The sequence below is a fragment of the Alphaproteobacteria bacterium PA2 genome, from assembly GCA_002256425.1.
In the GTDB taxonomy this organism is placed as follows: Bacteria; Pseudomonadota; Alphaproteobacteria; order Caulobacterales; family Caulobacteraceae; genus Phenylobacterium.
On sequence record NKIZ01000001.1, the window covers coordinates 1,120,697 to 1,143,131 of the forward strand.

The 22,435-nt window shown below is 65.0% G+C and carries 21 protein-coding genes, 1 tRNA gene and 1 riboswitch; of the genes, 14 read left to right on the forward strand and 8 right to left on the reverse strand.

Going from position 1 to position 22,435, the window contains the following annotated elements; all coding sequences use genetic code 11:
- The first annotated feature begins 18 nt into the window (after positions 1–18).
- Both CFE28_05435 and CFE28_05440 read left to right on the forward strand, forming a co-directional pair.
- Positions 19–1,026 carry a 2-keto-4-pentenoate hydratase gene (locus CFE28_05435; GenBank protein ID OYU69493.1) on the forward strand — a complete coding sequence of 336 codons (1,008 nt, stop codon included), beginning with the start codon at positions 19–21 and terminating at the stop codon, positions 1,024–1,026.
- Between the two features lie 56 nt (positions 1,027–1,082).
- Positions 1,083–1,499, forward strand: coding sequence for a MarR family transcriptional regulator (locus tag CFE28_05440; GenBank protein OYU71571.1), 417 nt, complete (start codon positions 1,083–1,085; stop codon positions 1,497–1,499).
- Here CFE28_05440 and feoB read toward each other — a convergent pair.
- Positions 1,496–3,379 carry a ferrous iron transport protein B gene (gene feoB, locus CFE28_05445; protein ID OYU69494.1) on the reverse strand — a complete coding sequence of 628 codons (1,884 nt, stop codon included), beginning with the start codon at positions 3,377–3,379 and terminating at the stop codon, positions 1,496–1,498. The genes CFE28_05440 and feoB overlap by 4 nt on opposite strands.
- Entirely contained in the window at positions 3,380–3,697 is a 318-nt protein-coding gene (locus CFE28_05450) for an iron transporter (GenBank protein ID OYU69495.1), read from the reverse strand.
- Between the two features lie 184 nt (positions 3,698–3,881).
- Between CFE28_05450 and CFE28_05455 the strand changes: the two genes are divergently transcribed.
- A tRNA-Leu gene (locus tag CFE28_05455) sits at positions 3,882–3,965 on the forward strand.
- A 59-nt stretch (positions 3,966–4,024) separates the two neighbouring features.
- Here CFE28_05455 and CFE28_05460 read toward each other — a convergent pair.
- Positions 4,025–4,504 (reverse strand): hypothetical protein, encoded by a 480-nt coding sequence (locus CFE28_05460; protein ID OYU69496.1) that lies wholly within the window; start codon positions 4,502–4,504, stop codon positions 4,025–4,027.
- Positions 4,505–4,633: 129 nt separating this feature from the next.
- Between CFE28_05460 and CFE28_05465 the strand changes: the two genes are divergently transcribed.
- The 3 genes from CFE28_05465 (at position 4,634) to CFE28_05475 (ending at position 7,111) form a co-directional block, all read left to right on the forward strand.
- Positions 4,634–5,545, forward strand: a complete 912-nt coding sequence (locus CFE28_05465) for a hypothetical protein (protein OYU69497.1) — start codon at positions 4,634–4,636, stop codon at positions 5,543–5,545.
- A 66-nt stretch (positions 5,546–5,611) separates the two neighbouring features.
- Positions 5,612–6,181, forward strand: coding sequence for a hypothetical protein (locus CFE28_05470; protein ID OYU69498.1), 570 nt, complete (start codon positions 5,612–5,614; stop codon positions 6,179–6,181).
- Positions 6,182–6,250: 69 nt separating this feature from the next.
- The gene (locus CFE28_05475) at positions 6,251–7,111 is read left to right on the forward strand and encodes a flagellar biosynthesis protein FlgM (GenBank protein OYU69499.1); all 861 of its coding nucleotides are present in this window, start codon (positions 6,251–6,253) and stop codon (positions 7,109–7,111) included.
- A 153-nt stretch (positions 7,112–7,264) separates the two neighbouring features.
- Here the strand turns inward: CFE28_05475 and CFE28_05480 are convergent, their stop codons facing one another.
- The 3 genes from CFE28_05480 to CFE28_05490 form a co-directional block, all read right to left on the reverse strand.
- The gene (locus tag CFE28_05480; GenBank protein OYU69500.1) at positions 7,265–7,960 is read right to left on the reverse strand and encodes an aspartate racemase; all 696 of its coding nucleotides are present in this window, start codon (positions 7,958–7,960) and stop codon (positions 7,265–7,267) included.
- Positions 7,957–8,961 (reverse strand): D-cysteine desulfhydrase, encoded by a 1,005-nt coding sequence (locus CFE28_05485; GenBank protein ID OYU69501.1) that lies wholly within the window; start codon positions 8,959–8,961, stop codon positions 7,957–7,959. The genes CFE28_05480 and CFE28_05485 overlap by 4 nt, the downstream gene beginning before the upstream one ends.
- A gap of 61 nt (positions 8,962–9,022) precedes the next feature.
- Complete coding sequence (locus CFE28_05490) at positions 9,023–9,388, reverse strand: hypothetical protein (protein ID OYU69502.1); 366 nt, start codon at positions 9,386–9,388, stop codon at positions 9,023–9,025.
- Positions 9,389–9,562: 174 nt separating this feature from the next.
- Here CFE28_05490 and trkD point away from each other — a divergent pair, with 174 nt between their 5' ends.
- The 4 genes from trkD to CFE28_05510 all read left to right on the forward strand — a co-directional run bounded on the left by trkD (position 9,563) and on the right by CFE28_05510 (position 15,224).
- Positions 9,563–11,527 carry a potassium transporter Kup gene (gene trkD / locus CFE28_05495; protein ID OYU69503.1) on the forward strand — a complete coding sequence of 655 codons (1,965 nt, stop codon included), beginning with the start codon at positions 9,563–9,565 and terminating at the stop codon, positions 11,525–11,527.
- A 43-nt stretch (positions 11,528–11,570) separates the two neighbouring features.
- Positions 11,571–11,679: riboswitch (TPP riboswitch) on the forward strand.
- Positions 11,680–11,721: 42 nt separating this feature from the next.
- A complete protein-coding gene (locus tag CFE28_05500) occupies positions 11,722–13,548 on the forward strand; it encodes a phosphomethylpyrimidine synthase ThiC (GenBank protein OYU69504.1) in 1,827 nt (608 codons plus the stop codon).
- Positions 13,549–13,557: 9 nt separating this feature from the next.
- Positions 13,558–14,289 (forward strand): hypothetical protein, encoded by a 732-nt coding sequence (locus CFE28_05505; protein ID OYU69505.1) that lies wholly within the window; start codon positions 13,558–13,560, stop codon positions 14,287–14,289.
- A 41-nt stretch (positions 14,290–14,330) separates the two neighbouring features.
- A complete protein-coding gene (locus tag CFE28_05510) occupies positions 14,331–15,224 on the forward strand; it encodes a stomatin/prohibitin-like protein (protein ID OYU69506.1) in 894 nt (297 codons plus the stop codon).
- A 3-nt stretch (positions 15,225–15,227) separates the two neighbouring features.
- Here the strand turns inward: CFE28_05510 and CFE28_05515 are convergent, their stop codons facing one another.
- The gene (locus CFE28_05515) at positions 15,228–15,818 is read right to left on the reverse strand and encodes a cobalt transporter (GenBank protein ID OYU71572.1); all 591 of its coding nucleotides are present in this window, start codon (positions 15,816–15,818) and stop codon (positions 15,228–15,230) included.
- A gap of 143 nt (positions 15,819–15,961) precedes the next feature.
- Here CFE28_05515 and CFE28_05520 point away from each other — a divergent pair, with 143 nt between their 5' ends.
- The 4 genes from CFE28_05520 to CFE28_05535 all read left to right on the forward strand — a co-directional run bounded on the left by CFE28_05520 (position 15,962) and on the right by CFE28_05535 (position 20,084).
- Complete coding sequence (locus tag CFE28_05520; protein ID OYU69507.1) at positions 15,962–17,752, forward strand: long-chain-acyl-CoA synthetase; 1,791 nt, start codon at positions 15,962–15,964, stop codon at positions 17,750–17,752.
- A gap of 62 nt (positions 17,753–17,814) precedes the next feature.
- The gene (locus CFE28_05525; GenBank protein ID OYU69508.1) at positions 17,815–19,131 is read left to right on the forward strand and encodes a peptidase M20; all 1,317 of its coding nucleotides are present in this window, start codon (positions 17,815–17,817) and stop codon (positions 19,129–19,131) included.
- A gap of 19 nt (positions 19,132–19,150) precedes the next feature.
- Positions 19,151–19,648 carry a polyketide cyclase gene (locus CFE28_05530; GenBank protein OYU69509.1) on the forward strand — a complete coding sequence of 166 codons (498 nt, stop codon included), beginning with the start codon at positions 19,151–19,153 and terminating at the stop codon, positions 19,646–19,648.
- Between the two features lies 1 nt (position 19,649).
- Positions 19,650–20,084 (forward strand): hypothetical protein, encoded by a 435-nt coding sequence (locus CFE28_05535; GenBank protein OYU69510.1) that lies wholly within the window; start codon positions 19,650–19,652, stop codon positions 20,082–20,084.
- On the opposite strand, the gene CFE28_05540 is transcribed toward CFE28_05535, so the two are convergent.
- The gene (locus CFE28_05540) at positions 20,081–22,372 is read right to left on the reverse strand and encodes a hypothetical protein (GenBank protein ID OYU69511.1); all 2,292 of its coding nucleotides are present in this window, start codon (positions 22,370–22,372) and stop codon (positions 20,081–20,083) included. The genes CFE28_05535 and CFE28_05540 overlap by 4 nt on opposite strands.
- Positions 22,373–22,435 lie beyond the last annotated feature (63 nt).

A 22,435-nucleotide genomic window follows, 5' to 3' on the forward strand; every position in this document is an offset into this window, starting at 1 on the left:
CAAGACAGAGGAAACGCAATGAAGCTGGCGTCATTGAAGTGGGGGCGTGATGGCCGCCTCGTCGTCGTGTCCCGGGACCTGGCCTGGTGTGTCGAAGCCGGCGAGTTCGCGCCGACCCTGCAGGCAGCCCTCGACGACTGGGACCGCTGCGAGCCCCTCCTGCGCGGCCTGGCCGAGGGTCTGGAACACGGCTCCATCCCCCGGGTGCGCTTCCACGAACATGACGCCGAAAGCCCCCTGCCCAGGGCCTATCAGTGGGCCGACGGCTCGGCCTATGTGAACCACGTGGCCCTGGTGAGGCAGGCGCGGGCCGCCGACATGCCCGCCAGCTTCTGGACTGACCCCCTGATGTATCAGGGCGGATCGGACAGCTTCCTGGCGCCCCGCGACCCCATTCCCCTGGCCGATGAGGCCTGGGGCTGCGACATGGAAGGCGAGATCGCCGTGATCGTCGGCGACGTGCCCCAGGGCGCCACTCGGGAAGAGGGGCTGGCGGCGGTCCGTCTGGTCCTGCTGGCCAATGACGTCTCCCTGCGCAACCTGATCCCGGGCGAGATCTCCAAGAGCTTCGGCTTCTTCCAGTCCAAGCCGTCTTCGGCCTTTTCGCCGGTCGCGGTGACCCCGGACGACCTGGGCGCGGCCTGGAAGGACGGCAAGCTGCACGGCGCCCTCGAGGTCGAACTGAACGGCAAGCCCCTGGGCGAGGCGGACGCCGGTGTCGACATGACTTTCGACTTCGGAACCCTGATCGCCCACGCCGCAAAGACCCGCGCTCTCTGCGCCGGAACCATCATCGGATCGGGCACCGTGTCGAATCGCGGTCCTGACGGAGGTCCAGGGAAAACCGTCGCCGATGGCGGTGTTGGCTATTCCTGCCTCGCCGAGTTGCGGACCGTTGAAACCCTTGCCCAAGGCGCACCCAAAACACCCTTTCTCAAGATCGGCGATCGCGTGAGAATTGAAATGCGCGACGCCAAACGTCACTCAATATTCGGAGCGATAGAGCAGGAGGTTCAGGCTCCGTGACGATCACTTCGAGGGTTCCCGAGACGTCGGCGAGCGGCCTGCGGCTCGACGACTATCTGCCCTACAGGCTGTCGGTCGCCTCCAACGCCGTCTCGGGCCTGATCGCACGGGCCTATGAGGACCGGTTCGGCCTGACCATTCCGCAATGGCGCCTGATCTGTGTCCTGGCCGAAGACCTGGCCCTCAGCCAGGTGGACATTGTCGCCCGCACCGGCATGGACAAGGTGACCGTCAGCCGGGCGGCCCAGGGTCTGCTGAACCGGCGCATTGTCAGCCGCAGTGAGCACAAACGGGACGGGCGGTCGCACATGCTGGCCCTCACCAAGGAAGGCGCCCATCTGCACAGTGAGATCGCGCCCCTGGCCCTGGCCTATGAGGCGGCCCTGATCGCTGGCCTGGCCCCGTCCGAGGTCGCCATGCTCAAGCGTCTGCTGTCACGGCTGCAGGGCGCGGCCCAGGCTCTGGGGGGCTAGCCCCAGCCCAGCGCGACGGCGGTCTGGTAGACGATGAAGGCCGCCCCATAGGCCAGGGCCAGCATGTAGACGAACATGAAGATGGGCCAGCGCCAGGTATTGGTCTCCCGCCGCACCACGGCCAGGGTCGCCACGCACTGGGGCGCAAAGACATACCAGGCCAGGAAGGCCAGGCCCGAGGCCAGGGACCAGGACTGATGCAGGGTGGTCGCCAGGCTGGTCGCCGCATCCCCGCCCACCGCATAAACCGTGCCCAGGGCGGCCACAGCCACTTCCCGGGCCGCCATGCCGGGGATCAGGGCCACGGTCATCTGCCAGTTGAAACCGATGGGCGCGAAGATCGGCGCCAGGGCGTGGCCGATCATGCCGGCGAAGCTGTAGTCGATGGCCGGGCCTGTGGCCCCTGCAGGGGCATTGGGGAAGGTGGACAGGAACCAGACCAGGACCATCAGGGGCAGGATCACGCGCCCGGCCCGCTTGATGAAGATCTTGGCCCGGAGCCAAAGACTGCGGGCGACATTGATCAGCTCTGGCGCCTTGTAGGTTGGAAGCTCCATCATGAAAGGCTCGCTGACCCCGCGCCAGAACACCTTGCGCATGACCAGGCTGACGGCCAGGGCCGAGAAGATACCCGCCGCATAAAGGCCGAACATGACCAGGCCCTGCAGGCTGGCGAAGCCCCACAGGGTCTTCTGCGGCACCACGGCGCCGATGATCAGGGTATAGACCGGGATCCGCGCCGAGCAGGTCATCAGGGGCGCGATCATCATGGTGGTCAGGCGGTCGCGCTTGTTGTCGATGACCCGCGTCGACATGATGCCCGGAATGGCGCAGGCGAAGCTGGAGAGCAGGGGGATGAAGGCCCGGCCATGCAGGCCCGCTCCGCCCATGATCTTGTCCATCAGGAAGGCCGCCCGGGCCATGTAGCCGGAGTCCTCCAGCAGGATGATGAAGAAGAACAGGATCAGGATCTGCGGCAGGAAGACCAGGACACTGCCGACCCCGGCAATGATCCCGTCCGCCAGCAGCCCGCGCAGCAGGCCGTCCGGCAGGACCGCAGAGATACCTGCCGCTAGCTGGCCAAAGCTCTGGTCGATCAGGTCCATGGCCGGCGCGGCGCCCGTGAACACCGCCTGGAACATGACGAACAGCAGGGTCAGCAGGATGGTCATGCCCCACACCGGATGCAGCAGGACGCTGTCGATCCGCCCGGTCAGGGTGTCGGGGTGCTCGGGCGGGCGGACATAGGCCCGCATCATGGCCTGGGCCTTGCGGTGGGCGTCCTTGATCTGTGAGGCGTCCAGTTCGCGCCATTCGCTGGCCTGGACCGGCGGCAGGTCGGCCAGAACCTCATCGACCTTTGCCACCAGGTCCTCGATCCCCCGGCGGCGGGTGGCCACGGTTGTGACAATGGGCGCGCCAATTTCCCGCGACAGCCCCTCCAGGTCGATCTTCAGCCCCTGCCTCTGGGCGATGTCGTACATGTTCAGCGCCAGGACCAGGGGGCGCCCCACGGCCTTGAGCTCCAGGATCAGCCGCAGGACCAGCCGCAGATTGGTGGCGTCGGCCACACAGACCACCACGTCGGGGGCGATCTCTCCGGCCAGCCGGCCCAGGACCGCATCCCGGGTCACCGCCTCGTCCGGGCTGCGGGCCCGCAGGGAATAGGTGCCCGGCAGGTCCAGCACCTGGATCCGCCGGCCAGAGGCTGACACCACCGTGCCTTCCTTCCGCTCGACCGTCACCCCGGCATAGTTGGCCACCTTCTGCCGCGCCCCGGTCAGGGCGTTGAACAGGGCGGTCTTGCCGCAGTTGGGATTGCCCACAAGAGCGATGCGGGCTGGGGCGATGCGGGCCGGGGCGGCGAGGGCGGAAGTCATCTAGGCGTCCAGCTGGATCATCACATCGCCGGCGTCCCGGCGGCGCAGGGCGATGCGCATGTCGTCCAGCTTGACGGCTATGGGGTCATGTCCCACCCCGCCCTCATGGATCACCTCGATCCGGGCGCCTTCCACAAAGCCGAATTCCAGCAACCGCCTCTGCAGTTCAGCGGCGTCGACCCCGTGGTCCAGACCATCCCGATCGGCCTGCACGTCAACGATCACGCCCGCCGCGCCGACCCTGGCGTCCCGCAGCCTCACGCGCGCGCCCTCGCCCTGCCGGGCGGTGAGGTCCTTGGTCGGGAAAGGCGCGGTCATGGGAAGGGGAGGGAACCTGTCTCTGCGTACTTGCGAGTGATTATCATATACATATAGCGACCCGAAGGGCCCGACGCAATTCCGGGGCTTGCGGCCACAGTCGCCCCCTGATTTCAGCGCATGTCCGGTCCGATAACCGGTTCCCACTTCTGGGAACATGCCCTAGATTGCCCGCCCCGCTGGCGCCCCAGTGGCGAAATGGTAGACGCGGTAGACTCAAAATCTATTGCCGAGAGGCGTGCTGGTTCGAGTCCGGCCTGGGGCACCACGGGATAGGGTCAGTCAGGGTCGGCCAGGAAAGCGCGCTTGGCTTTGATCCAGGCCAAACTAGGCGGGGGGTTTGCCCCCGGGCTTCCAGGCCAGTGCCACGATCAGGACGGGAACAGTCAATTCCAGGCCCAGCAGGATGATGAACGGCAGTCGGGGTGGACCGCCAGCCAGCCAGGCCAGCGCCCTGCCAACCCCTCCAGCGAGAAACAGGCCGGCCAGGGGCACGATCCAGCGTCGGTGATCGTCAAGTCTGGCGGATGTCCAGATAAGCGCCGCGCCATAGGCGACCCAGAAAGGCGCGTAAAAACGAAGTTCACTGTCGGTGGTCGGCGAGAAGGTCTCTCCGCCCTCGAAGGGCAGACCCAGAGCAAAATCTGTCAGGCGTTCGGTCGTTGCAGCCGTGATCTGGGCGCCGAGGAAGAAGATCGACGATCCGATCAGGACGGCGGCTGCTCCAAGCAGGATCAGAAGGCTTCGGAGGATGTGGTCTCGCATGGCCATTTGCCTCCCCAGGTTCGGGCAGGAACTGGATGCCATGGTTCCGCAGGCGCGCACAGGTACTGAAGAGACGTGTGGCCCCGCGGCCTGCGAAAAGTTCCCGCAGGCTGCTGTGGTTGTGGCGTCGCAGGGCCTGAGAGGCTATGGCCAGCCATCTGGAGTCGCCCCTTGACCACCCCCGCCGCCCCCGCACCCCACGCCCAGGTCCAGAACACCGGTCTCGGGATCATCTTCCGGGTGGCGGCCATGTGTTGCATGGCGGGGCTGGGGGCGATTGTGAAGTGGACCTCCGGCAAGGGGGTGCCGGTCCTGGAGATTGTCTTCTTCCGCAACGCCTTCGCCTTCGTCCCGGTCCTGCTCTACATCAGCCAGACTGCGGGGTTGGGGGTTCTGAAGACCCGGCGGCCGGTGGGGCATCTGGTCCGCAGCACCATTGGTCTGTCAGGCATGGTGTTCGGGTTTTCGGCGGTCAGTCTTCTGCCCCTGACCCAGTCCACGGCCCTGTCCTTTTCCACGCCCCTGTTCATGACCGCCCTGTCGGCACTGATCCTGCGCGAGCCGGTGGGCGCCCACCGCTGGGCGGCGGTAGTGGTCGGGTTCATTGGCGTGGTCATCATGATCCACCCTGACCCGGCTCATTTCGCCGGTATTGGCGTGGTCTTCGCCCTGATCGCCGCCGTGTCGGCTGCGGGCGCCCAGATCGCCATCCGCGAGATCGGCCGGACAGAACCAGGCCCGACCATCGTCTTCTATTTCACCCTTGCCGGAACGGTGCTGGGCCTGGCCAGCCTGCCCTTTGGCTGGATCATTCCCGATCTGCCGGTGCTGGGCCTGCTGATCCTTGGCGGTCTGCTGGGCGGTGTCGGGCAATTGTTTCTGACCGAGGCCCTGCGCCGGGCCAATGTCGCCGTGGTGGCGCCCTTCGACTATACCCAGATGGTTTGGGCCACCCTGTTCGGGTTCTTCATCTGGCATGAGGTTCCCAAGGTCTTCACCTGGGTCGGCGCCCTGGTGGTGGCGGGCAGCGGGGTCTATATCCTGCTGCGGGAAACCCGCAGGTTCCGCCTGCCGCCAGCGTGATTTGACACCTCGCGGCTTTGGGGTGAGCCTGCCGCCATCAGGTCGCAGCCCAAGCAGGAATGTATCATGTCCAAGCTCTTCATCGCCGCCGGATTCGCCCCAATGGTTCTGGCTGCGGCGGTTCTCGCACCCCAGTCGGCCCTGGCGGCCTCCACCGTGTTTGGCGGAGGTATGGCCGAGGCCTGCTCCAAGGCGGCCATTCGTGGCGAGGTGGACGCACAATATGAAAAGGTCTGCACGGAGTCGCTCAAGACCGAATTCCTCGACACCCAGGACAGGGCGGGGACCTATGTGAACCGCGGTGTCCTGCGCCTGCGCCGGGCCAGCTATGACGACGCCACCCGGGACTTTGACGAAGCCGCCCGCCTCGCGCCCAATCTGGGGGAGGCCTATGTCAACCGGGGCGCGGCCCTGGTTGGCCGTCGCCAGTTCTCCCAGGCCCTGGTGGACATCAACCGGGCCATCGACCTGGGCGTCGATGAGCCGGCCAAGGCCTATTACAACCGCGCCCTGGCCTATGAGGGGCTGGACAACCTGAAGGCCGCCTATTTCGACTATCAGAAGGCCCAGGAGATCAGCCCGGAATGGGAGGCGCCGAAGAAGGAGCTGGCCCGGTTCTCGGTCTCCAAACCCTAGACCTTCCCGAACCCTAGACCTTTCACGGGTTTCGCCGCATGTTCCCGGCGAACTTGAAGAGGTATTCCCATGCGTTGGCAGGACGGTGACCGGGGCGGCAATATCGAGGACCGGCGTGGGCTCCATCCCGTTGCGGCTGGCGGCATAGGCGTCGGCGGCCTGGTCCTGGCGGCCATCGGCTATTTTGTCTTTGGTATCAGTCCGTCCGACACCCTGAGTGCTGTCAACCAGATCAACGGCGCCCAGGCCCAGCAGGAACAGCAGGCCGGCGCCAGGGGCACCCCCGGCGATCAGGACGCCCAGTTCGTCGACGTCATCGAGCAGTCGACCACCGATGTCTGGACGCCCATCTTCCAGCAGTCGGGCCGCGCCTATCAGCGGCCGGCCGGCATGGTCATCTACCAGCAGGCGACACCCACCGGCTGTGGCGAGGGCCAGAGCGCCATGGGGCCGTTCTATTGTCCGCAGGATCAGAAGGTCTATCTGGACTTGAGCTTCTGGCAGGAACTGGAAACCCGGTTCGGGGCCGGCGGCGAGGCCGCCCGGGCCTATGTCATCGCCCACGAGATCGGTCATCACGTCCAGCAGCTGACCGGCGCGGCCGAACAGTCCCGGCGCCTGGGCGCCCGTGGGGCAGATTCAGGGTCTGTGCGTCTGGAGCTGCAGGCCGACTGCTATGCCGGCGTCTGGGCGGCCCATGCGGCCGAGGTTTCCGGCGGTCGCGTCGCCCTGGACCCCAGAGATATCGAGGATGGCCTTGCGGCCGCCTCTGCCGTCGGCGACGACACCCTGCAGAAACAGGCCCAGGGCCAGGTGGTTCCCGACGCCTTCACCCACGGGTCCAGCGCCCAGCGCATGAAGTGGTTCCGGGCTGGGGTGGAGTCGGGCGACCCGGCCGCCTGCAACACCTTCGGGGCGGCGCGGCTTTAAGAAGAGCTGATCGGCGGCAAGGCCGAGCTTTATGAACTGGACCCCGGCCTCCGCAGGGGTGAGCGGTTGAAATGCTGCGGCATGCCCACCCCCGGTCATACCGGCGCAGGCCGGTATGCAGTTCGTAGGTCCCAGCCTTTCCGGGTCGGCGCTCTAGCCTTCGAGAACCGGAACGGGTTCCAGGCCCAGGCAGACATTGACGCAGCGCCGGGCCAGCAGTTCGCCGGCGTCAAGCAGGGGCACGGAAACCTCACCTGGGGTGAGGACCAGAGGCACTTCGGTGCATCCGGCGATGACGGCTTCGGCCCCTTCGCTGACCAGGATCTGGGCAAGATCGGCCATGCCCTGGCGGACAGAAGTGCTGCGGTCGCCAGCCTTGATCATGTTCAGCAGGGTCATGAAGCCTGTCTGCGCTTCAGGAGGCAGGGTGACCAGACCCATGCCCTGGGCCGCCAGATACTCGTGATAGAGCTTCACCGCGTCCTTCGTGCCCAGCACGCCTGCCCGCCGGGCGCCGGTGTCCCGGGCAGCCCGAGCCCCTGTGGCGATCATGTCGATCAGGGGAAGGCCTGAGGACCGGCTGATCAGGCCAGCGTGGACGTGGGCGGTGTTGCAGGCGATGGCCAGGACATCGGCGCCAGCGCCGCGCAGGGCGCCCGCCATCTCGGCCAGGATAGGGCCCGGCTTGGCGAAGGGGTCATTGCGGTCCGGCACCTGGGGGTTGATGTCGACGATGACCCGGATGTGGTCCTGATCCTTCTTGGCCGGGGTGAAGGCCTGGACCTTGGTCAGGAAGTCGAGGGTGGCGGCGGGCCCCATGCCCCCCAGAACGCCGAGCACCTTGCTCATGCCAGATGTCCTTCCAGAACCGTTGCATAGCCCGAGAGGCCCTGGGCCCCGCCGGTGTGCAGGAAGACCACGGTCTCGTCCTTGAAATGACCCTTCCGGCAGAGGTCGATCAGACCCTTCATGGCCTTGCCGGTATAGACCGGATCCAGCAGCAGGGCCTCGGTCCGGGCGGCGAGCTTCAGGGCTTCGATGATGGCCTCATCCACCAGGCCATAGCCGGCGCCCACATAGTCGCAATTGGCGACGGTCATGTCGCGGGTGACCCGGTCGCCATGGCCCAGCAGTTCGGCAGTCGCTACGGCCAGCTTGTGGACATTGGCTTCCTGGGTCTCCTTCGGCGCCCGGACACCTATTCCGAGGATCGGAATATCGGCGCCCACCAGGGCCAGGCCCGCCACCAGGCCCGCATGGGTTCCTGCGCTGCCAGTGGCCGTGACGATGCGGTCAATGACCAGACCCTGGGCATTGGCCTGGGTCACCAGTTCGATGGCGCAGTCCACATAGCCGAGCGCGCCTATGGTGTTCGAGCCGCCGCCGGGAATGACATAGGGCTTGCCGCCCTGGGCGCGGACTTCCTCGGCCACGGCGTCGAGCGCCGCATTCATGTCGGATCCAGCCGGCACATTGCGCAGCTTACCGCCCATCAGGCGATCCAGCAGGACATTGCCGCTTTCATTGTAGTCGGCGGCGTTGGTGGCGACCCGTTCTTCCAGGATGATCTCGCAGGCCATGCCATAGCGGGCCGCTGCGGCGGCGGTCTGGCGGACATGGTTGGACTGGACTGCCCCCTGGGTCACCAGGGTGTCGGCGCCCTGGGCCAGGGCCTCGCCCACCAGGAATTCCAGCTTGCGGGTCTTGTTGCCGCCGCCGGCCAGACCGGTGCAGTCATCCCGCTTGACCCACAGCTTCGGGCCCCCGAGCTCGGCGCTCAGCCTGGGCATGGGCTCCAGCGGCGTCGGCAGGTGGGCGAAACGGGCGCGGGGGAAACGGGCGAGATGCATGGGGAACTCCTGTCAGGACCGGCCTAACACAGGTCCTGACGCCGCGCCCATATGCTGGGCCCTAGGGGCGAAGCTTTTTCGGAATGGCTGAGGCCTGTTCGGGGCTCAGCTTTTCGATCCTGTCGATGATGCAGGCGCTGGCGCCACCCGTGGTCGCGATCTTGAGATTGAGATCAATGGGCTTGCAGATCGCCCCGCCGCCAAAGCTTTCCGTGATGATCGGATCACTGCGCATGGCGCCGCCCAGACAGGCGCCCTTCATGGACACCTTGTAGACATCCTGACGGCCGACAGCCAGGTACATGGTGTCCCTGTCGGCGATGGAATGGCCCCGGATCTCACTCATTCTGAAGCAAGCAGCGTTTGCGGAGCCGCTGGCGGCGGACAGGGCCAGTGCGGTGGAAAGGCAAAGGGCGAAGAGTCTCATGATCGTCTCCTGCGGGTCGCTTGAAGTCTGAAGCTCGCCTTGAATATGGGCCAAATTCCGGCCCGATCCAGAGGTGTCAAAATACCAGCTTTTCAGTGGCGAGACTCAGGCGTATTGCAGTGCAGCATGTTTCCTGGGGGGACGGCCCTTCGGGACTCAAGGAGCGCTTTCCCCATGACGGGTGAGAACAATCTCGCCGCGTCCGCAAAAGCCCAGTCGCCTTCCCCTGATCCCTCCACGTCCGCCCACAAGGCCGACGCGCGCTTCTGGACCCTGGCCCTTGGCAGTGTCGGCGTGGTCTTCGGCGATATCGGCACCAGCCCCCTCTACGCCTTCCGCGAAGCCCTGGCCCAGACGGGCGAGGCCAGCATGACGGTCGGATCGGTCATGGGGGTTACCTCCCTGGCCCTTTGGGCCCTCTTCCTGGTGGTGACGATCAAATACGTCTTCTTCCTGATGCGGGCCGACAATCGCGGGGAGGGCGGGGTCCTGTCCCTGGCGGCCCTGGCTCAGGGCGCCGTAGGCCGGCGCACGCCGCTGATCTTCTTCCTGGCCTGCACGGGCGCAGCGCTCTTCTATGGCGACGCCATCATCACGCCGGCTGTCTCTGTGCTATCGGCCGTAGAGGGCCTGCGGAGCATTCCAGCAATATCTTCGGGCGTCACACTGCCGGTGGTTCTGGTGTCCAGCCTGACCATTCTGGTGGTTCTCTTTGCCGTGCAGTCAAAGGGGACAACAGGCATGGGCCGCTATTTCGGCCCGATCTGCGTGGTCTGGTTCATGGTCATCGCCCTGCTGGGCGTAACCCATATTCTCCACGCTCCGGCGATCGCAGGCGCCCTCAATCCCATCCATGCCCTGCGCTTCCTGAGTAATCATGGCGTGGCCGGGCTCTTCGTTCTGGGGTCTGTCTTCCTGACGGTGACCGGGGCCGAGGCGCTTTATGCCGACATGGGCCATTTCGGTCGCTGGCCGATCCAGGCCTCATGGGTCGGGTTTGTCCTGCCGGCCCTCATGCTCAACTATCTGGGACAGGGCGCCTTTGTGCTGAACCTGATCGCCCAGTCCCACGGCAATCCAGTGCAAAACGACAACTGGTTCTTCCTGATGGCGCCGGAAGCCTATCGCGCGCCGCTGGTCCTGCTGGCCACAGCCGCGACCATCATTGCATCCCAGGCGGTGATCACCGGCGCCTTCTCCCTGACCAATCAGGCCATGCAGCTGGGTCTCCTGCCGCGGATGACGGTCCTGCGGACGTCCCCGACCCAGGCCGGTGAAATCTATATGCCGCAGATCAACCTGATGCTGGCCATCGGGGTCGTCCTGTTGATTGCGGTTTTCAAGACATCTTCTGACCTGTCCCATGCCTATGGGCTGGCGGTGACGGGGACCATGGCGGTCACGACTTCCCTGGCCTTCATTGTTGTTCGCCGGAAGTGGAAGTGGTCCCTCTGGCAAGCCCTGCTGCTGATCGGCCCGCTCTTCGCCATCGACATGATTTTCCTTGGCGCCAACGCCCTGAAGATCTTCTCCGGCGGCTTTGTACCCCTGATACTTGGCGCGGCGGTCTTCACCCTGATGGCCACCTGGGTCCGGGGCACCGAGCTGATCGCCGAGAAGGTGGCCGCCGAAAGCGTGCCCCTGGAAGACATGGTTCCGGTCTTCGCCACCTCTTCGGCCTATCGCGCCGAGGGGACGGCGGTCTTCCTGACCTCGGATCCGGACGTGACGCCGGCGGCCCTGCTGCACAATCTCAAGCACAACCGGGTCATCCACAGGAACAACCTGATCGTCAGCATCCGTACCGCCGATGTGCCCCGGGTCTCTGAGTTTGAGCGCGCCGCGATCCAGAAGCTGTCGGACGACTTTACGCGGATCTCCCTGACCTATGGCTTCATGGAAACCCCGAATGTGCCAAAGGCTCTGGCGGAGCTGCGCAAGAAGGGCGTGGCCTTTGACATCATGTCGACCTCGTTCTTCCTGGGTCGCCGGACCATTGTGCCCAGCGCCAGCTCGCGCCTGCCGAAGCTGCTCAACAACGTCTTCATCTGGATGACCCGCAATGCGGCCAATCCCACTGACTTCTTCCACATTCCTGCGGGCCGTGTGGTGGAGCTGGGCGGTCAGCTGGCCATCTAGGCGTGTTGACCCTTCCCCTGAGGCGCGATCAGGCCTAGGTTTTGATCCGTCCTCGGGGGGCCGCGCTTGAGCGGCTGAGAGGCGGGTGAGCCCGCGACCCGTAGAACCTGATCCGGGTCATGCCGGCGAAGGGAACGGACCGTTCGTACGGACCGACCCTTTGCGCATGGCCTCCTAACGCCAGGAGCTGCGCCTTGAATATCCAGACCCCCGTCGCCAACGCCATCCCCACGGGCGAGCGCCCCGGTTCGCGCAAGGTCTATGAGCCTGGCGTCCTGTGGCCTGACATCCGCGTGCCCTTCCGCGAAGTGGCTGTGCATCCCTCGGCCAACGAGCCGCCGGTGACCATCTATGATCCTTCAGGCCCTTACACCGACCCGACGGCGATGATCGACATCCACCGGGGCCTGTCGCGGACCCGGGAGCCCTGGGTGGTGTCCCGGGGGGATGTTGAGGTCGTCGAAAATCCGCGGGAAGTGAAGCCGGAAGACAATGGCGGCGCCACGGGCAAGCATCTGGCGCCCCAGTTCGACGCCCCCCGGCGGATCTATCGCGCAAAGGGCGACGCCGCGGTCACCCAGTTGGACTATGCCCGGCGCGGCATCATCACGCCGGAAATGGAATATGTGGCCATCCGCGAGAACCTGCGCCGCAAGGCCACGGATGCCTTCATTCGCGATGGCGAGGATTTCGGCGCCGAGGTGCCGGATTTCGTGACGCCTGAATTCGTCCGCGACGAGATCGCCCGGGGCCGGGCCATCATTCCGGCCAACATCAATCACACCGAACTCGAGCCGATGATCATCGGCCGGAACTTCCTTGTGAAGATCAACGCCAATATCGGCAATTCGGCCGTGCTCTCCACCATCTCCGATGAGGTGGACAAGATGGTCTGGGCGACCCGCTGGGGCGCCGACACGGTCATGGACCTGTCCACCGGCCGCAACATCCACAACATCCGTGACTGGATAATCCGCAACAGTCCTGTACCGATTGGCACGGTGCCGATCTATCAGGCCCTGGAAAAGGTCGACGGCGTCGCCGAGGATCTGAACTGGGAGGTCTTCCGCGACACCCTGATCGAACAGGCCGAGCAGGGGGTGGATTACTTCACCATCCATGCCGGTGTCCGGCTGGCCTATGTGCCCCTGACGGCCAAGCGGGTGACGGGCATTGTCTCCCGCGGCGGGTCGATCATGGCCAAGTGGTGCCTGGCGCACCACAAGGAGAACTTTCTCTACGAACACTTTGAAGACATTTGCGAAATCATGCGCGCCTATGATGTCTCTTTCAGCTTGGGAGATGGCTTGAGGCCGGGGTCCATCGCCGACGCCAATGACGCCGCCCAGTTCGCGGAACTGGAGACCCTGGGCGAGCTGACCCAGGTGGCCTGGAAGCACGGCGTGCAGACCATGATCGAGGGCCCGGGCCACGTGCCCATGCACAAGATCAAGGCCAATATGGACAAGCAGCTGAAGGCCTGTGGCGAGGCGCCGTTCTACACCCTGGGCCCACTGACCACCGACATCGCGCCCGGCTATGACCACATCACCAGCGGGATCGGGGCGGCCATGATCGGCTGGTTCGGCTGCGCCATGCTCTGCTATGTCACGCCGAAGGAGCACCTGGGTCTGCCCGACCGGGAAGACGTTAAGCAGGGGGTGATCACCTACAAGATCGCCGCCCATGCCGCTGATCTCGCCAAGGGCCATCCCGGCGCCCGCGCCTGGGACGACGCGCTGAGCCGCGCCCGGTTCGAGTTCCGCTGGGAGGACCAGTTCAACCTGGGCCTCGATCCGGAAACCGCCCGGGAATACCACGACGAGAGCCTGCCCAAGGAAGCCTTCAAGACCGCCCACTTCTGCTCCATGTGCGGTCCCAAGTTCTGCTCCATGAAGATCAGCCAGGAAATCCGCGACTCCGCCGCCAAACAGAATGATGTGGCGACCAGCGGCATGGCGGAAATGGCCGAGAAATTCCGGGCCGAAGGCGGCGAGATCTACATCAAGACCGAGGGCTGATCGGGTCCGATGGATCTCCGGTCCGGACAGTCTGTTTCGGGGGTCGACCTTTCAGGGATCGACTTCACCGACCTTGACCTGACCGACTGTGTCTTCACGGACTGCCGGTTCAGCGATCAGATCCTGTCCAGCACGGTCCTGGAGGGCGCGCGGTTCCAGGGGTGCGTACTTGAAGGCTGTCGCTTCACCCATGCCGACCTTCGGGAAGCTGTCTTCGAGGACTGCACCCTGTCTGCGCAGCAGTCAGGGTGCGGGTTCGCCTTCAGCCGGATGGACATGGTCCGGTTCATCCGATGCAACCTCTCCTTCGGGAGGTTCGACCGGATCGAGGCCTATGGCGCGGAGTTTGACACCTGCAATCTGCGCGGCGCGGTGTTCCTGAAGGCTGACTTCGGTCGGTCCTTCGGGCGAAGTGTCGTCAGGTCCTCAGGGCGTTTCAGGGCGTGTAATCTGGAACTGGCCGACATGGCTGAGCTGGCCCTGCCGGAAGGTGACTTCGGAGGATCAAGCCTGCGGGAAGCCGATCTCCGCTCGGCAAACCTGGAGAGGGCCGACCTGACGAATGTGGACCTGTTTCAGGCCCTGACAGAGGGGGCTAGGCTGGCTGGGGCCGACCTGCGTGGCGCAGAGGTGAGCGGTCTGAATCTGGCGGCCCTGGGCAGCTATTCCGGCGCCCGTTTCGCATCAGATCAGCAATACCGCCTGCTGTCGGCCCTTGGGGTGGAAATTTATTCTGACTAGCGCTTCTTGTTACTGCGGTCGGGCCCACTATATCGCGAAGCATGTTCGGAAACTCACCCATCAATAATCCAAAAATCCCCGCCTATTCACCGCGCAGGCTGGTGAGTGGCATCGCCGTCATTGGCGTGCTGTTTGGCGCCCTTCTGGTCCTGACCAACTGCTCCACCACGGTGCAGCCCGGCAATGTCGGGGTCCGGATCCGGACCCTGGGCACCAATGCCGGCGTCCAGCAGGAGCCGCTGCCGGCCCGTTGGTATCTGGTCGGGGTTGGTGAGCGGATCGTGCAGTATCCGGCGATCCAGCGGACCTATACCTACACCCGGGAAGCCGACCAGTTCGGCTCTGACGGCAACGAAGAAATCTCCTTCAGCGACAACAACGCCCTGCCGATGACGGCCGACGTCCAGGTGGTCATGCGGGTCGACCCGCAGGCAGCGCCGGTGCTTTACACCCGCTATCGTCTGTCCTTCGACCAGCTGTTCGAGGGGCCCATCCGCAACGACATCCGGTCCGCCATCGCCGCAGAGACCGAGCTTGTGCCCGTGGAGTTCCTTTACAGGGGCGGCCGCCAGCAGGTGATCCAGAAGGCCCTTGCCCGGGTCCAGAAGAAGTGGGGCCCCCAGGGCGTGGCGATCAGCCAGGTCGACTGGATCGGCAATATCCGCTACCCGCAGGTCATCCTCGACTCGATCCAGGCCAAGACCAAGGCCGACGCAGACACGATCGCCGCCCAGGCCCGGGTCGCCGTCGCCAAGGCTGTGGCGGAGTCCAAGGTGGAACAGGCCAGGGGTGAGGCCGAGGCCAACCGCCTGCTCGCCCAGTCCATTTCCAGCAGCCCGGAGGTCGTGCAACTGCGCGCCATCGAGAAGTGGGACGGAAAGCTTCCGACGGTCACTGGCGGGTCTGTACCCTTCGTGGATATCCGCGGGAAATAGCGCCTAGGCTTCGGCCTCGACGCCTTCCCGACGGGCTGCCTGCCAGACCTCTTTCGCTGCGTCGATGTTCATGGCGGCGATGGCCAGGCCGACGACCAGATCCGGCCAGAAGGCTTGGGTCACTGAGGTGAGCAAGGCGGCGCCGATGATGGCGATATTGGCCAGGGCGTCATTCCGCGCCGAAAGGAAAGCTGCGCGGGTCAGGCTTCCGGCGTGCTCACGATATCGGGCCAGCAGGAAGGCGCAGGCAAGATTCACGCCCAGGGCGCCCAGGCCGGTGATGGACAGGAGGCCCGGATCCGGAACTACCGGATGTGTAAATTTGGTGATGACTGTCCACAGGGTCGCCAGACCCGGCGCCAGCAGCAGAGCGGCCAGTCCCTTGCCGACTGTCGCCCTGCGACGGGCCGACCAGCCCAGGGCAGCCAGGATCAGCAGGTTCACTGAGGCGTCTTCCAGGAAGTCCACAGAGTCAGCGAAGAGGGATACCGACCCGATCCTTCGCGCGACGAAGAACTCCACGCCGAAATAGGCCAGATTGGCGAGGGCGACGATCAGGACGGCGCGGCGAAGGGCGTGGGTGCTGGGGGCTATCACGGCGGCGTCCTACCACAATTGTTCCGGAACAGGTGCGGCGTCGGAATTGTCACACATATATGTCAGATCGCTTGCCGGTAGCGGCGCATCTTGACCCGGCCTGCGGTGCGCTCTCTAGGTGAAATTCAACGGAGGACTTCATGCGGCTTCAGGATCGGCTCAAGCGGGATTGGCGTTTCTGGCGCGGTCTCAGCCGGACGCTGAAGCGTGTAAAGTCCATCTCGCCGGACAGCGAGAACCTGCTGTGCGATGACCTGCAGGAGGCCGTGGAAACCTGGCGGGATCGCCGCGCCCTGACCTTTGACGGCAAGACCCTCACCTATGCCGAGATGGACGCCCTGGCCAATCGCTATGCCAACTGGGCGCGCAGCCAGAACCTGAAGCGCGGCCAGACGGTCGCCCTCTTCATGCCCAACCGCATGGAGTATTTCCCGATCTGGTATGGCCTGACCAAGATGGGCGTCATCACCGCCCTCATCAACAATCAGCTGGTCGGCCAGGCCCTGGCGCACTGTCTCAACCTGTCGGGCGCATCTCATGTCATTCTGGACGCCGAGACCGCCCCCGCCTTCGAATCCGCTGAGAGCCTGCTTGAAAAACCCATGATGCAGTGGGTCCATGGTCTAGTGCATGGCGCCCAGCGCGACATGGTCCAGACCCTGCGCAGTTGCAGTCAGATCCCTCCGGACCGGTCGGTGCGCAGCGGCATGACGGCCAGGGACCCTGCGCTCTACATCTACACCTCGGGTACGACCGGTCTGCCCAAGGCGGCCAAGATCAGCCACATGCGGGCCCAGCTCTACATGCGCGGCTTCGCCGGTGCGACCGGTGCGACGGCCAATGACCGGATCTATGTGGCCCTGCCGCTCTACCATGCGACCGGCGGCCTCTGCGGCCTGGGCGCCGCCTTGCTCAATGGCGGATCCGTCGTCCTGAAGTCGCGGTTCTCCGCCACCCGCTTCTGGCCCGATGTGGTCGAGGAGGGCGCGACCATGTTCGTCTATATCGGCGAGCTGTGCCGCTATCTGGTCAACCACCCTCCTGGTGAGGATGAGCGCCGGCACAAGCTGCGCCTGGCCTTCGGAAACGGCCTCAGCGCCGATGTCTGGGCCGAGATGCGCCCCCGGTTCAAGGTGCCCGACGTGCTGGAGTTCTATGGCTCCACCGAGGGCAATGTTTCCATGTTCAACTTCGACGGCAAGGTCGGCGCCATTGGTCGCGCGCCCAAGTGGCTGGGCAAGCGCATCAATTTCAAGCTGGTTCAGTTTGACCTGGAAACCGAGGCGCCGGTCCGCAGCGCCGCCGGGCTTTGCGTGGCGGCCGGGGTCGGTCAGATCGGCGAGTGCCTGGGCAAGATCGCGGCGTCGGATCCACGCAGCGAGTTCACGGGCTATGTGGACAAGGCGGCTTCGGACAAGAAGATCCTGCGCGATGTCTTCGAAAAGGGCGACGCCTGGTTCCGTACCGGCGACCTGATGAAGATGGACGCCGACGGCTACTACTATTTCGTCGACCGGATCGGCGACACCTTCCGCTGGAAGGGCGAGAACGTCTCGACCGGCGAGGTCGCTTCCCACCTGCAATCGGCGCCCGGCGTTCTGGAAGCCAATGTCTACGGTGTCGCCGTCCCTGGGGCGGAGGGCCGGGCCGGCATGGCGGGTCTGGTGGTCTCGGAAGACTTCGACCTCAAGACCTTTGGAGACTATGTGGCCCAGGCGCTGCCCAGCTATGCCCAGCCTGTCTTCATCCGCATTCTGCCGGTCATAGCCACAACGGGCACCTTCAAGTACCGCAAGGTCGATCTTGTGAAGGACGGGTTTGATCCCGGGACGATCAAGGACAAGATATTCTACAGGACAGCGGCCAAGGGATATGTCCGCCTGACCCGCCCGACCTACGGCAAGATTCTGGAACAGGGCATCAAACTCTAGACTGGCATGTTGTGTGATCGGTCGTGGCGCTGTCTAAATGGGACTCTGTTCAGGAGATCCCCATGTCGCGCCACCTTCTCGTCGCCGGACTTTCAGCCCTAGCCCTCATCGCCGCAGGGTCGGCCCAGGCGCGCAGTGTCCCGGCCGACAAGGCGGCGATCGACGCCCAGCTGAACAAGTTCTACCCGCGCCTGGATGCGCTTTATAAGGACATCCACGCCCACCCGGAGCTGGGCTTCCAGGAAACCGAAACAGCGAAGAAGCTGGCCGCTGAAATGCGCGCCCTGGGCTTCACTGTAACCGAGAACATCGCCGGCACCGGCATTGTCGCCATCTACAAGAACGGCGCCGGCCCGACCGTCATGGTGCGGACCGAGATGGACGCCCTTCCCATGGAGGAGAAGTCCGGTCTGCCCTACGCCAGCCATGTGACCGCCACCTGGAACGGCAAGCAGACCCCTGTCGCTCATTCCTGCGGCCACGACATCCATATGGCGTCCTGGGTCGGGACCGCCCAGGCCCTGATCGCCATGAAGTCCAAGTGGCATGGCACCCTGATGTTTGTCGGCCAGCCGGCGGAAGAAACCACTGGCGGCGCCCGGGGCATGATCGCCGATGGCATTTTCACGAAGTTCCCGAAGCCTGACGTGGGTTTCGCCCTGCATGTTGGCCCGGCGGGCTATGGTGAGGTCACCTATCGGCCAGGCGTGAACAGCTCCAATTCCGACAGCATGGAAATCCTGTTCAAGGGCAAGGGCGGGCACGGTTCGACCCCCAGCATCACTATTGACCCGGTGATCGAGGCGGCCCGCTTCACCATGGATGTCCAGACCGTGGTCAGCCGCGAAAAGGACCCGGCCGCCTTTGGGGTCATCACCGTCGGCGCCATCCAGTCGGGCAATGCCGGTAACATCATCCCGGACACCGCCCTGCTGCGTGGAACCATCCGCAGCTATGACAGCGGAGTTCGCGCCAAGCTTCTCGACGGTATCCGCCGCACCGCCGCTGCTGTTGCGGCCATGGCGGGCGCCCCTGCACCGGACATTGACCTGGTGGTCGGCGGCCGCGCTGTCTTCAATGACGAGACGGTCACGGCCAGGACCGCTGAAGTGTTCAAGGCCGCCTTCGGCGCCAAGGCCACAGTTCAGCCTTCGCCCGGCCCGCAGAGCGAGGACTATTCCGAGTTCGTCATCGCCGGCGTGCCGTCCCTGTTCTTCGGCATTGGCGGCTATGATCCGGCCAAGATCGCCGAAGCTGCGGCAAAGGGTCAGACCCTGCCGGCCAATCACTCGCCCTATTTCGCCCCGGTTCCGGAGCCGACCATCCGTAACGGGGTCCAGGCCATGACCCTGGCGGTCCTCAATTACCTCGCCCCCTGATTTTCACTCCGGAGCTGCAATGTCCCTCAAGATTTCCGCCCTGATCGGCGCCCTTTCCCTGGCCATGGCCGGCGCCGCACAGGCCGCGCCGGAATACGCCGTCATCAAGATGACCCAGACCGTGGATCGTCCCGCCGCCGCCGTCTGGGCCAAGGTGGGCGGCTATTGTGATCTTGGCGTCTGGATGAAGATCGACTGCAAGATCACCTCGGGAGACGGGGGGATCGGCTCGGTCCGCGCCATTGCCGGCGGCCGGGTCACAGAGGTGATGGTCGGAAAGACTGACCTCTCTTACGGCTATGTGCAGCCGGCGGTGGAGGGCAGGTTCTACAACCTCTACCATGGCTTCCTGGAGGCCAAGGCGGTCACGGCCAGGACCTCGGTCCTGAACTACACACTGGTCTATGACGTCTCGAACCTGCCCGACCAGGCGGCCAAGGACGCCGACATCGCCCGCCGCCGGACCATGTTCATGGGCGCCCTGACTGCCATGAAGACCCTGGCGGAAGCCAAGTAGGATGGAAGGCCTGGCCCAGGCGCGGATGCAGACGGTCCGGGACCACATGGCCCTGGAATGCGCCTGCGACTGGGACGCCGTCATCGCAACCTTCGCCCACCCCCGATATGAAATGTACGGGACGGGTGCTGTCTTTGATGGCGAGGAGGCCGTGCGGGGTTACTTCAAGGCCTCGCGCACGCCCTTCCCGGACCAGGGCAACGAGATCATCGCCCTTGCCCATGACGGTGACACCGTCCTGGTGGAGTTCTGGCTGACCGGCACCCACCTTGGCCCCCTGCGCGTGCGCGGCAAGACCATTGAGCCTACCGGCAAGGCCTTCCGCGTGCGCATGACCGCAAGCTTCGAATTCCCGCCCGGATCCGACAGGATCATCTGCGAGCGCCCCTATTATGACAGCGGCGCTGTGTTGAGGGCCCTTGGGCTGGAGCCCTAGAACCGCTTCAGCATCACGCCCCGGATCGCCAGGTCTGACTCTGCCCGTGGCGTATGGGTGCGCCAGGTGAGGTCGGCCTGGAAATAGGTCTTCCGGGCCATGACCCTGGAATAGCTCACAGCCAGATCTGTTTCCGCAGGCCCGCCTGTGAGGGCGGTGTCCACTTCGGTGGTGTGGTTGTAGCCTTCATCATCGACCTCGGTCTGGGCCAGGGCCACGGATCCTGAGCGCAGTTGCAGGGGCTGGCTGACACTGAAGGTCAGGCGGTCTCCCCTGGCCGCGACGTCCGGAAGCGTCAGGGCCATGCCATAGCCCCGGGAATCCAGGTCGCTGACCCGGGAGATCAGGCCCTGTGCCACGTCTCGGCCTGGGGTTCGGGCATTGGCGAGGGTCAAGGCGAGGCTACGTCCAGATCCCAGGTCGATGACGGCGGTGACGTCGGCTTGGTAGGAGGCGCCTCCCTTGCCGAAATTGAGGGCGCTCTCGGGACCATAGGAGGCGCCGAGCAGGCCGGAGGTTTCGTTGAGGGCCGACACCATGACCCCCAGCAAAACGGGGCCGTCATCCTGATAGACGAGGCCAATCGTCTCTGAACGGGCGGAGCGCGCATTGGCGCCCCTGAGCGACAGGGGCTGGTCCGGCTCTGGTGTCTGAGACCAGCCGGCGGCCAGGCGCAGGTTTTCAGAGAGGGGTGCGGCGACCGTGGCTGAGTATCCGCCCTGGGCCAGGGCGCTCAGACCGCCGACCCCGGGGTCGGCGGCGGCAGTCGAGCCCCACAGCGCCCTGTCGAAGAAGCCAGCTGAGGCCAATCCATAACCCCCGGCGATCGAGATGCCCTCACGCGTGGTGTAGGCCAGATAGTTTATGGGGGCGCGCGGGGCGGTTGCCCCCATCCTGTAGGCGTCCCGGTCAAACCGGTCGTCCGCCAGGGTGCTGAGGGTGTCGCGATAGATCGAGATTTCGCCGCCCCCGGCCAGTTTCAGGGAGTTGGTCCAGACGGGGTTGTAGGTCAGGGACGACAGGCTGACGGCCGTTCCCGCGGGCTTGCTGATGAGGGTCGAAAGATTGGCCGAGAAGTTCCGGCTGTAGCCATCGAACACCGTGTAGGTGTTCAGGGCTGTTCCAAGGGACTTCAGTGTTCCCAGGGTGGTGCTGCTGATGGTCGCACTGCTGCTGGCGCCCAGGGAGATTGAGGTCCCGGTCGGACTCACGGCGCTGAGGGCGCCAACCGGCGAGAAGGCCCGGGAGAGGTTGAGCAGGCCGACGCCGTAGGTGGTGTCCGTTCCTGCCGCGCCAAGATTGGTGGCGGTGGCCAGCAGGACGGCCGGGGCGGCGCCATTCCGGATCAGGGCCGGCCAGGTTTTCTGCAGCAGGGCCACAGCTCCCGCCACGACGGGCGCGGCCATGGAGGTGCCCGACCAGGAGGCCAGGGCCGTCGGTCCGTACTTGATCCCCGGCGCAATGATGTTCTCACCCGGGGCCATGAGCCAGAGGGAAGAATAGGTGACGGACTTGGCAGGCGTCGTTCCGCTGGCTGCAGCGGTCGCCGAGCCGGTTCCGGGGGTGTTTGAGAAGCTGGACTTGACGTTGGCGCTGTTGACCGAGCCGACAAACAGCAGGCGGGAGAGGGCGGCCTGGGACAGGCCCAGAGAGTTCGCGCCGGCCAGCAGGGTCGTATTCTCATTGCCCCCTGCAAAGACCAGAACCGCCCCCTTGCCGGCGGCATAGTTCATGGCGGTGACGATCCGGTTGGTCGGCGCAAAAGTGAGGCTGAGATTGATCACCGTGGCGCCGGCATCGGCGGCCTTGGTGATGCCGTTCGCAATGTCGACATCATAGCCTATGCCGAGCGCGCTCATGGACTTCTGGGCGACGATGGTGACGCCAGGCGCCACGCCCGACATCATTGCCGTAGCGCCGGTGTAGGCGCCCGCCGCAATGGCGGCCACAGCAGTGCCGTGGCCCTGATCGTCTGCCGCGCCATTGCTGCACTTGAAGGTGATGGCGGCGCAGCTGGACAGGGCGGATACCCGGCCGGTCACCTCGAAATTGTTGGATATGATGCCGGTGTCCACAATGCCGAGGACGACGCCCTGGCCGCCTTTGGTGTTGGTCGTTGTGGATGTTGGCAGCGAGATCTGGTTGAGCCAGGGGGTCGAATAGTTTGTCGGCGTCGTCGCCAGTGTGGTGGCGAAGGGAGTCACCGTGTCAGTGATCTCCGAAGCAGCGTGTGCATGACCCGCCATCAGGGCGATGACGGCGCCTGTTCCCAGCCATATCGATTTCATTTGGTTTCCGTTCCGAATTCGGGCGGGAATTATCAACGCAAGGTAAATCGACCTGCCACCTAA

What these genes read in the sequence shown, in the direction of transcription:
- CFE28_05510 (OYU69506.1), top strand. Translation starts at nt 14,331, where the DNA reads ATGTTCGGAAACTCACCCATCAATAATCCAAAAATCCCCGCCTATTCA.
- CFE28_05470 (OYU69498.1), top strand. Translation starts at nt 5,612, where the DNA reads ATGTCCAAGCTCTTCATCGCCGCCGGATTCGCCCCAATGGTTCTGGCT.
- CFE28_05475 (OYU69499.1), top strand. Translation starts at nt 6,251, where the DNA reads ATGCGTTGGCAGGACGGTGACCGGGGCGGCAATATCGAGGACCGGCGT.
- trkD (OYU69503.1), top strand. Translation starts at nt 9,563, where the DNA reads ATGACGGGTGAGAACAATCTCGCCGCGTCCGCAAAAGCCCAGTCGCCT.
- CFE28_05435 (OYU69493.1), top strand. Translation starts at nt 19, where the DNA reads ATGAAGCTGGCGTCATTGAAGTGGGGGCGTGATGGCCGCCTCGTCGTC.
- CFE28_05485 (OYU69501.1), bottom strand. Translation starts at nt 8,961, where the DNA reads ATGCATCTCGCCCGTTTCCCCCGCGCCCGTTTCGCCCACCTGCCGACG.
- CFE28_05450 (OYU69495.1), bottom strand. Translation starts at nt 3,697, where the DNA reads ATGACCGCGCCTTTCCCGACCAAGGACCTCACCGCCCGGCAGGGCGAG.
- CFE28_05460 (OYU69496.1), bottom strand. Translation starts at nt 4,504, where the DNA reads ATGGCATCCAGTTCCTGCCCGAACCTGGGGAGGCAAATGGCCATGCGA.
- CFE28_05540 (OYU69511.1), bottom strand. Translation starts at nt 22,372, where the DNA reads ATGAAATCGATATGGCTGGGAACAGGCGCCGTCATCGCCCTGATGGCG.
- CFE28_05525 (OYU69508.1), top strand. Translation starts at nt 17,815, where the DNA reads ATGTCGCGCCACCTTCTCGTCGCCGGACTTTCAGCCCTAGCCCTCATC.
- CFE28_05520 (OYU69507.1), top strand. Translation starts at nt 15,962, where the DNA reads ATGCGGCTTCAGGATCGGCTCAAGCGGGATTGGCGTTTCTGGCGCGGT.
- CFE28_05480 (OYU69500.1), bottom strand. Translation starts at nt 7,960, where the DNA reads ATGAGCAAGGTGCTCGGCGTTCTGGGGGGCATGGGGCCCGCCGCCACC.
- feoB (OYU69494.1), bottom strand. Translation starts at nt 3,379, where the DNA reads ATGACTTCCGCCCTCGCCGCCCCGGCCCGCATCGCCCCAGCCCGCATC.
- CFE28_05530 (OYU69509.1), top strand. Translation starts at nt 19,151, where the DNA reads ATGTCCCTCAAGATTTCCGCCCTGATCGGCGCCCTTTCCCTGGCCATG.
- CFE28_05505 (OYU69505.1), top strand. Translation starts at nt 13,558, where the DNA reads ATGGATCTCCGGTCCGGACAGTCTGTTTCGGGGGTCGACCTTTCAGGG.
- CFE28_05535 (OYU69510.1), top strand. Translation starts at nt 19,650, where the DNA reads ATGGAAGGCCTGGCCCAGGCGCGGATGCAGACGGTCCGGGACCACATG.
- CFE28_05490 (OYU69502.1), bottom strand. Translation starts at nt 9,388, where the DNA reads ATGAGACTCTTCGCCCTTTGCCTTTCCACCGCACTGGCCCTGTCCGCC.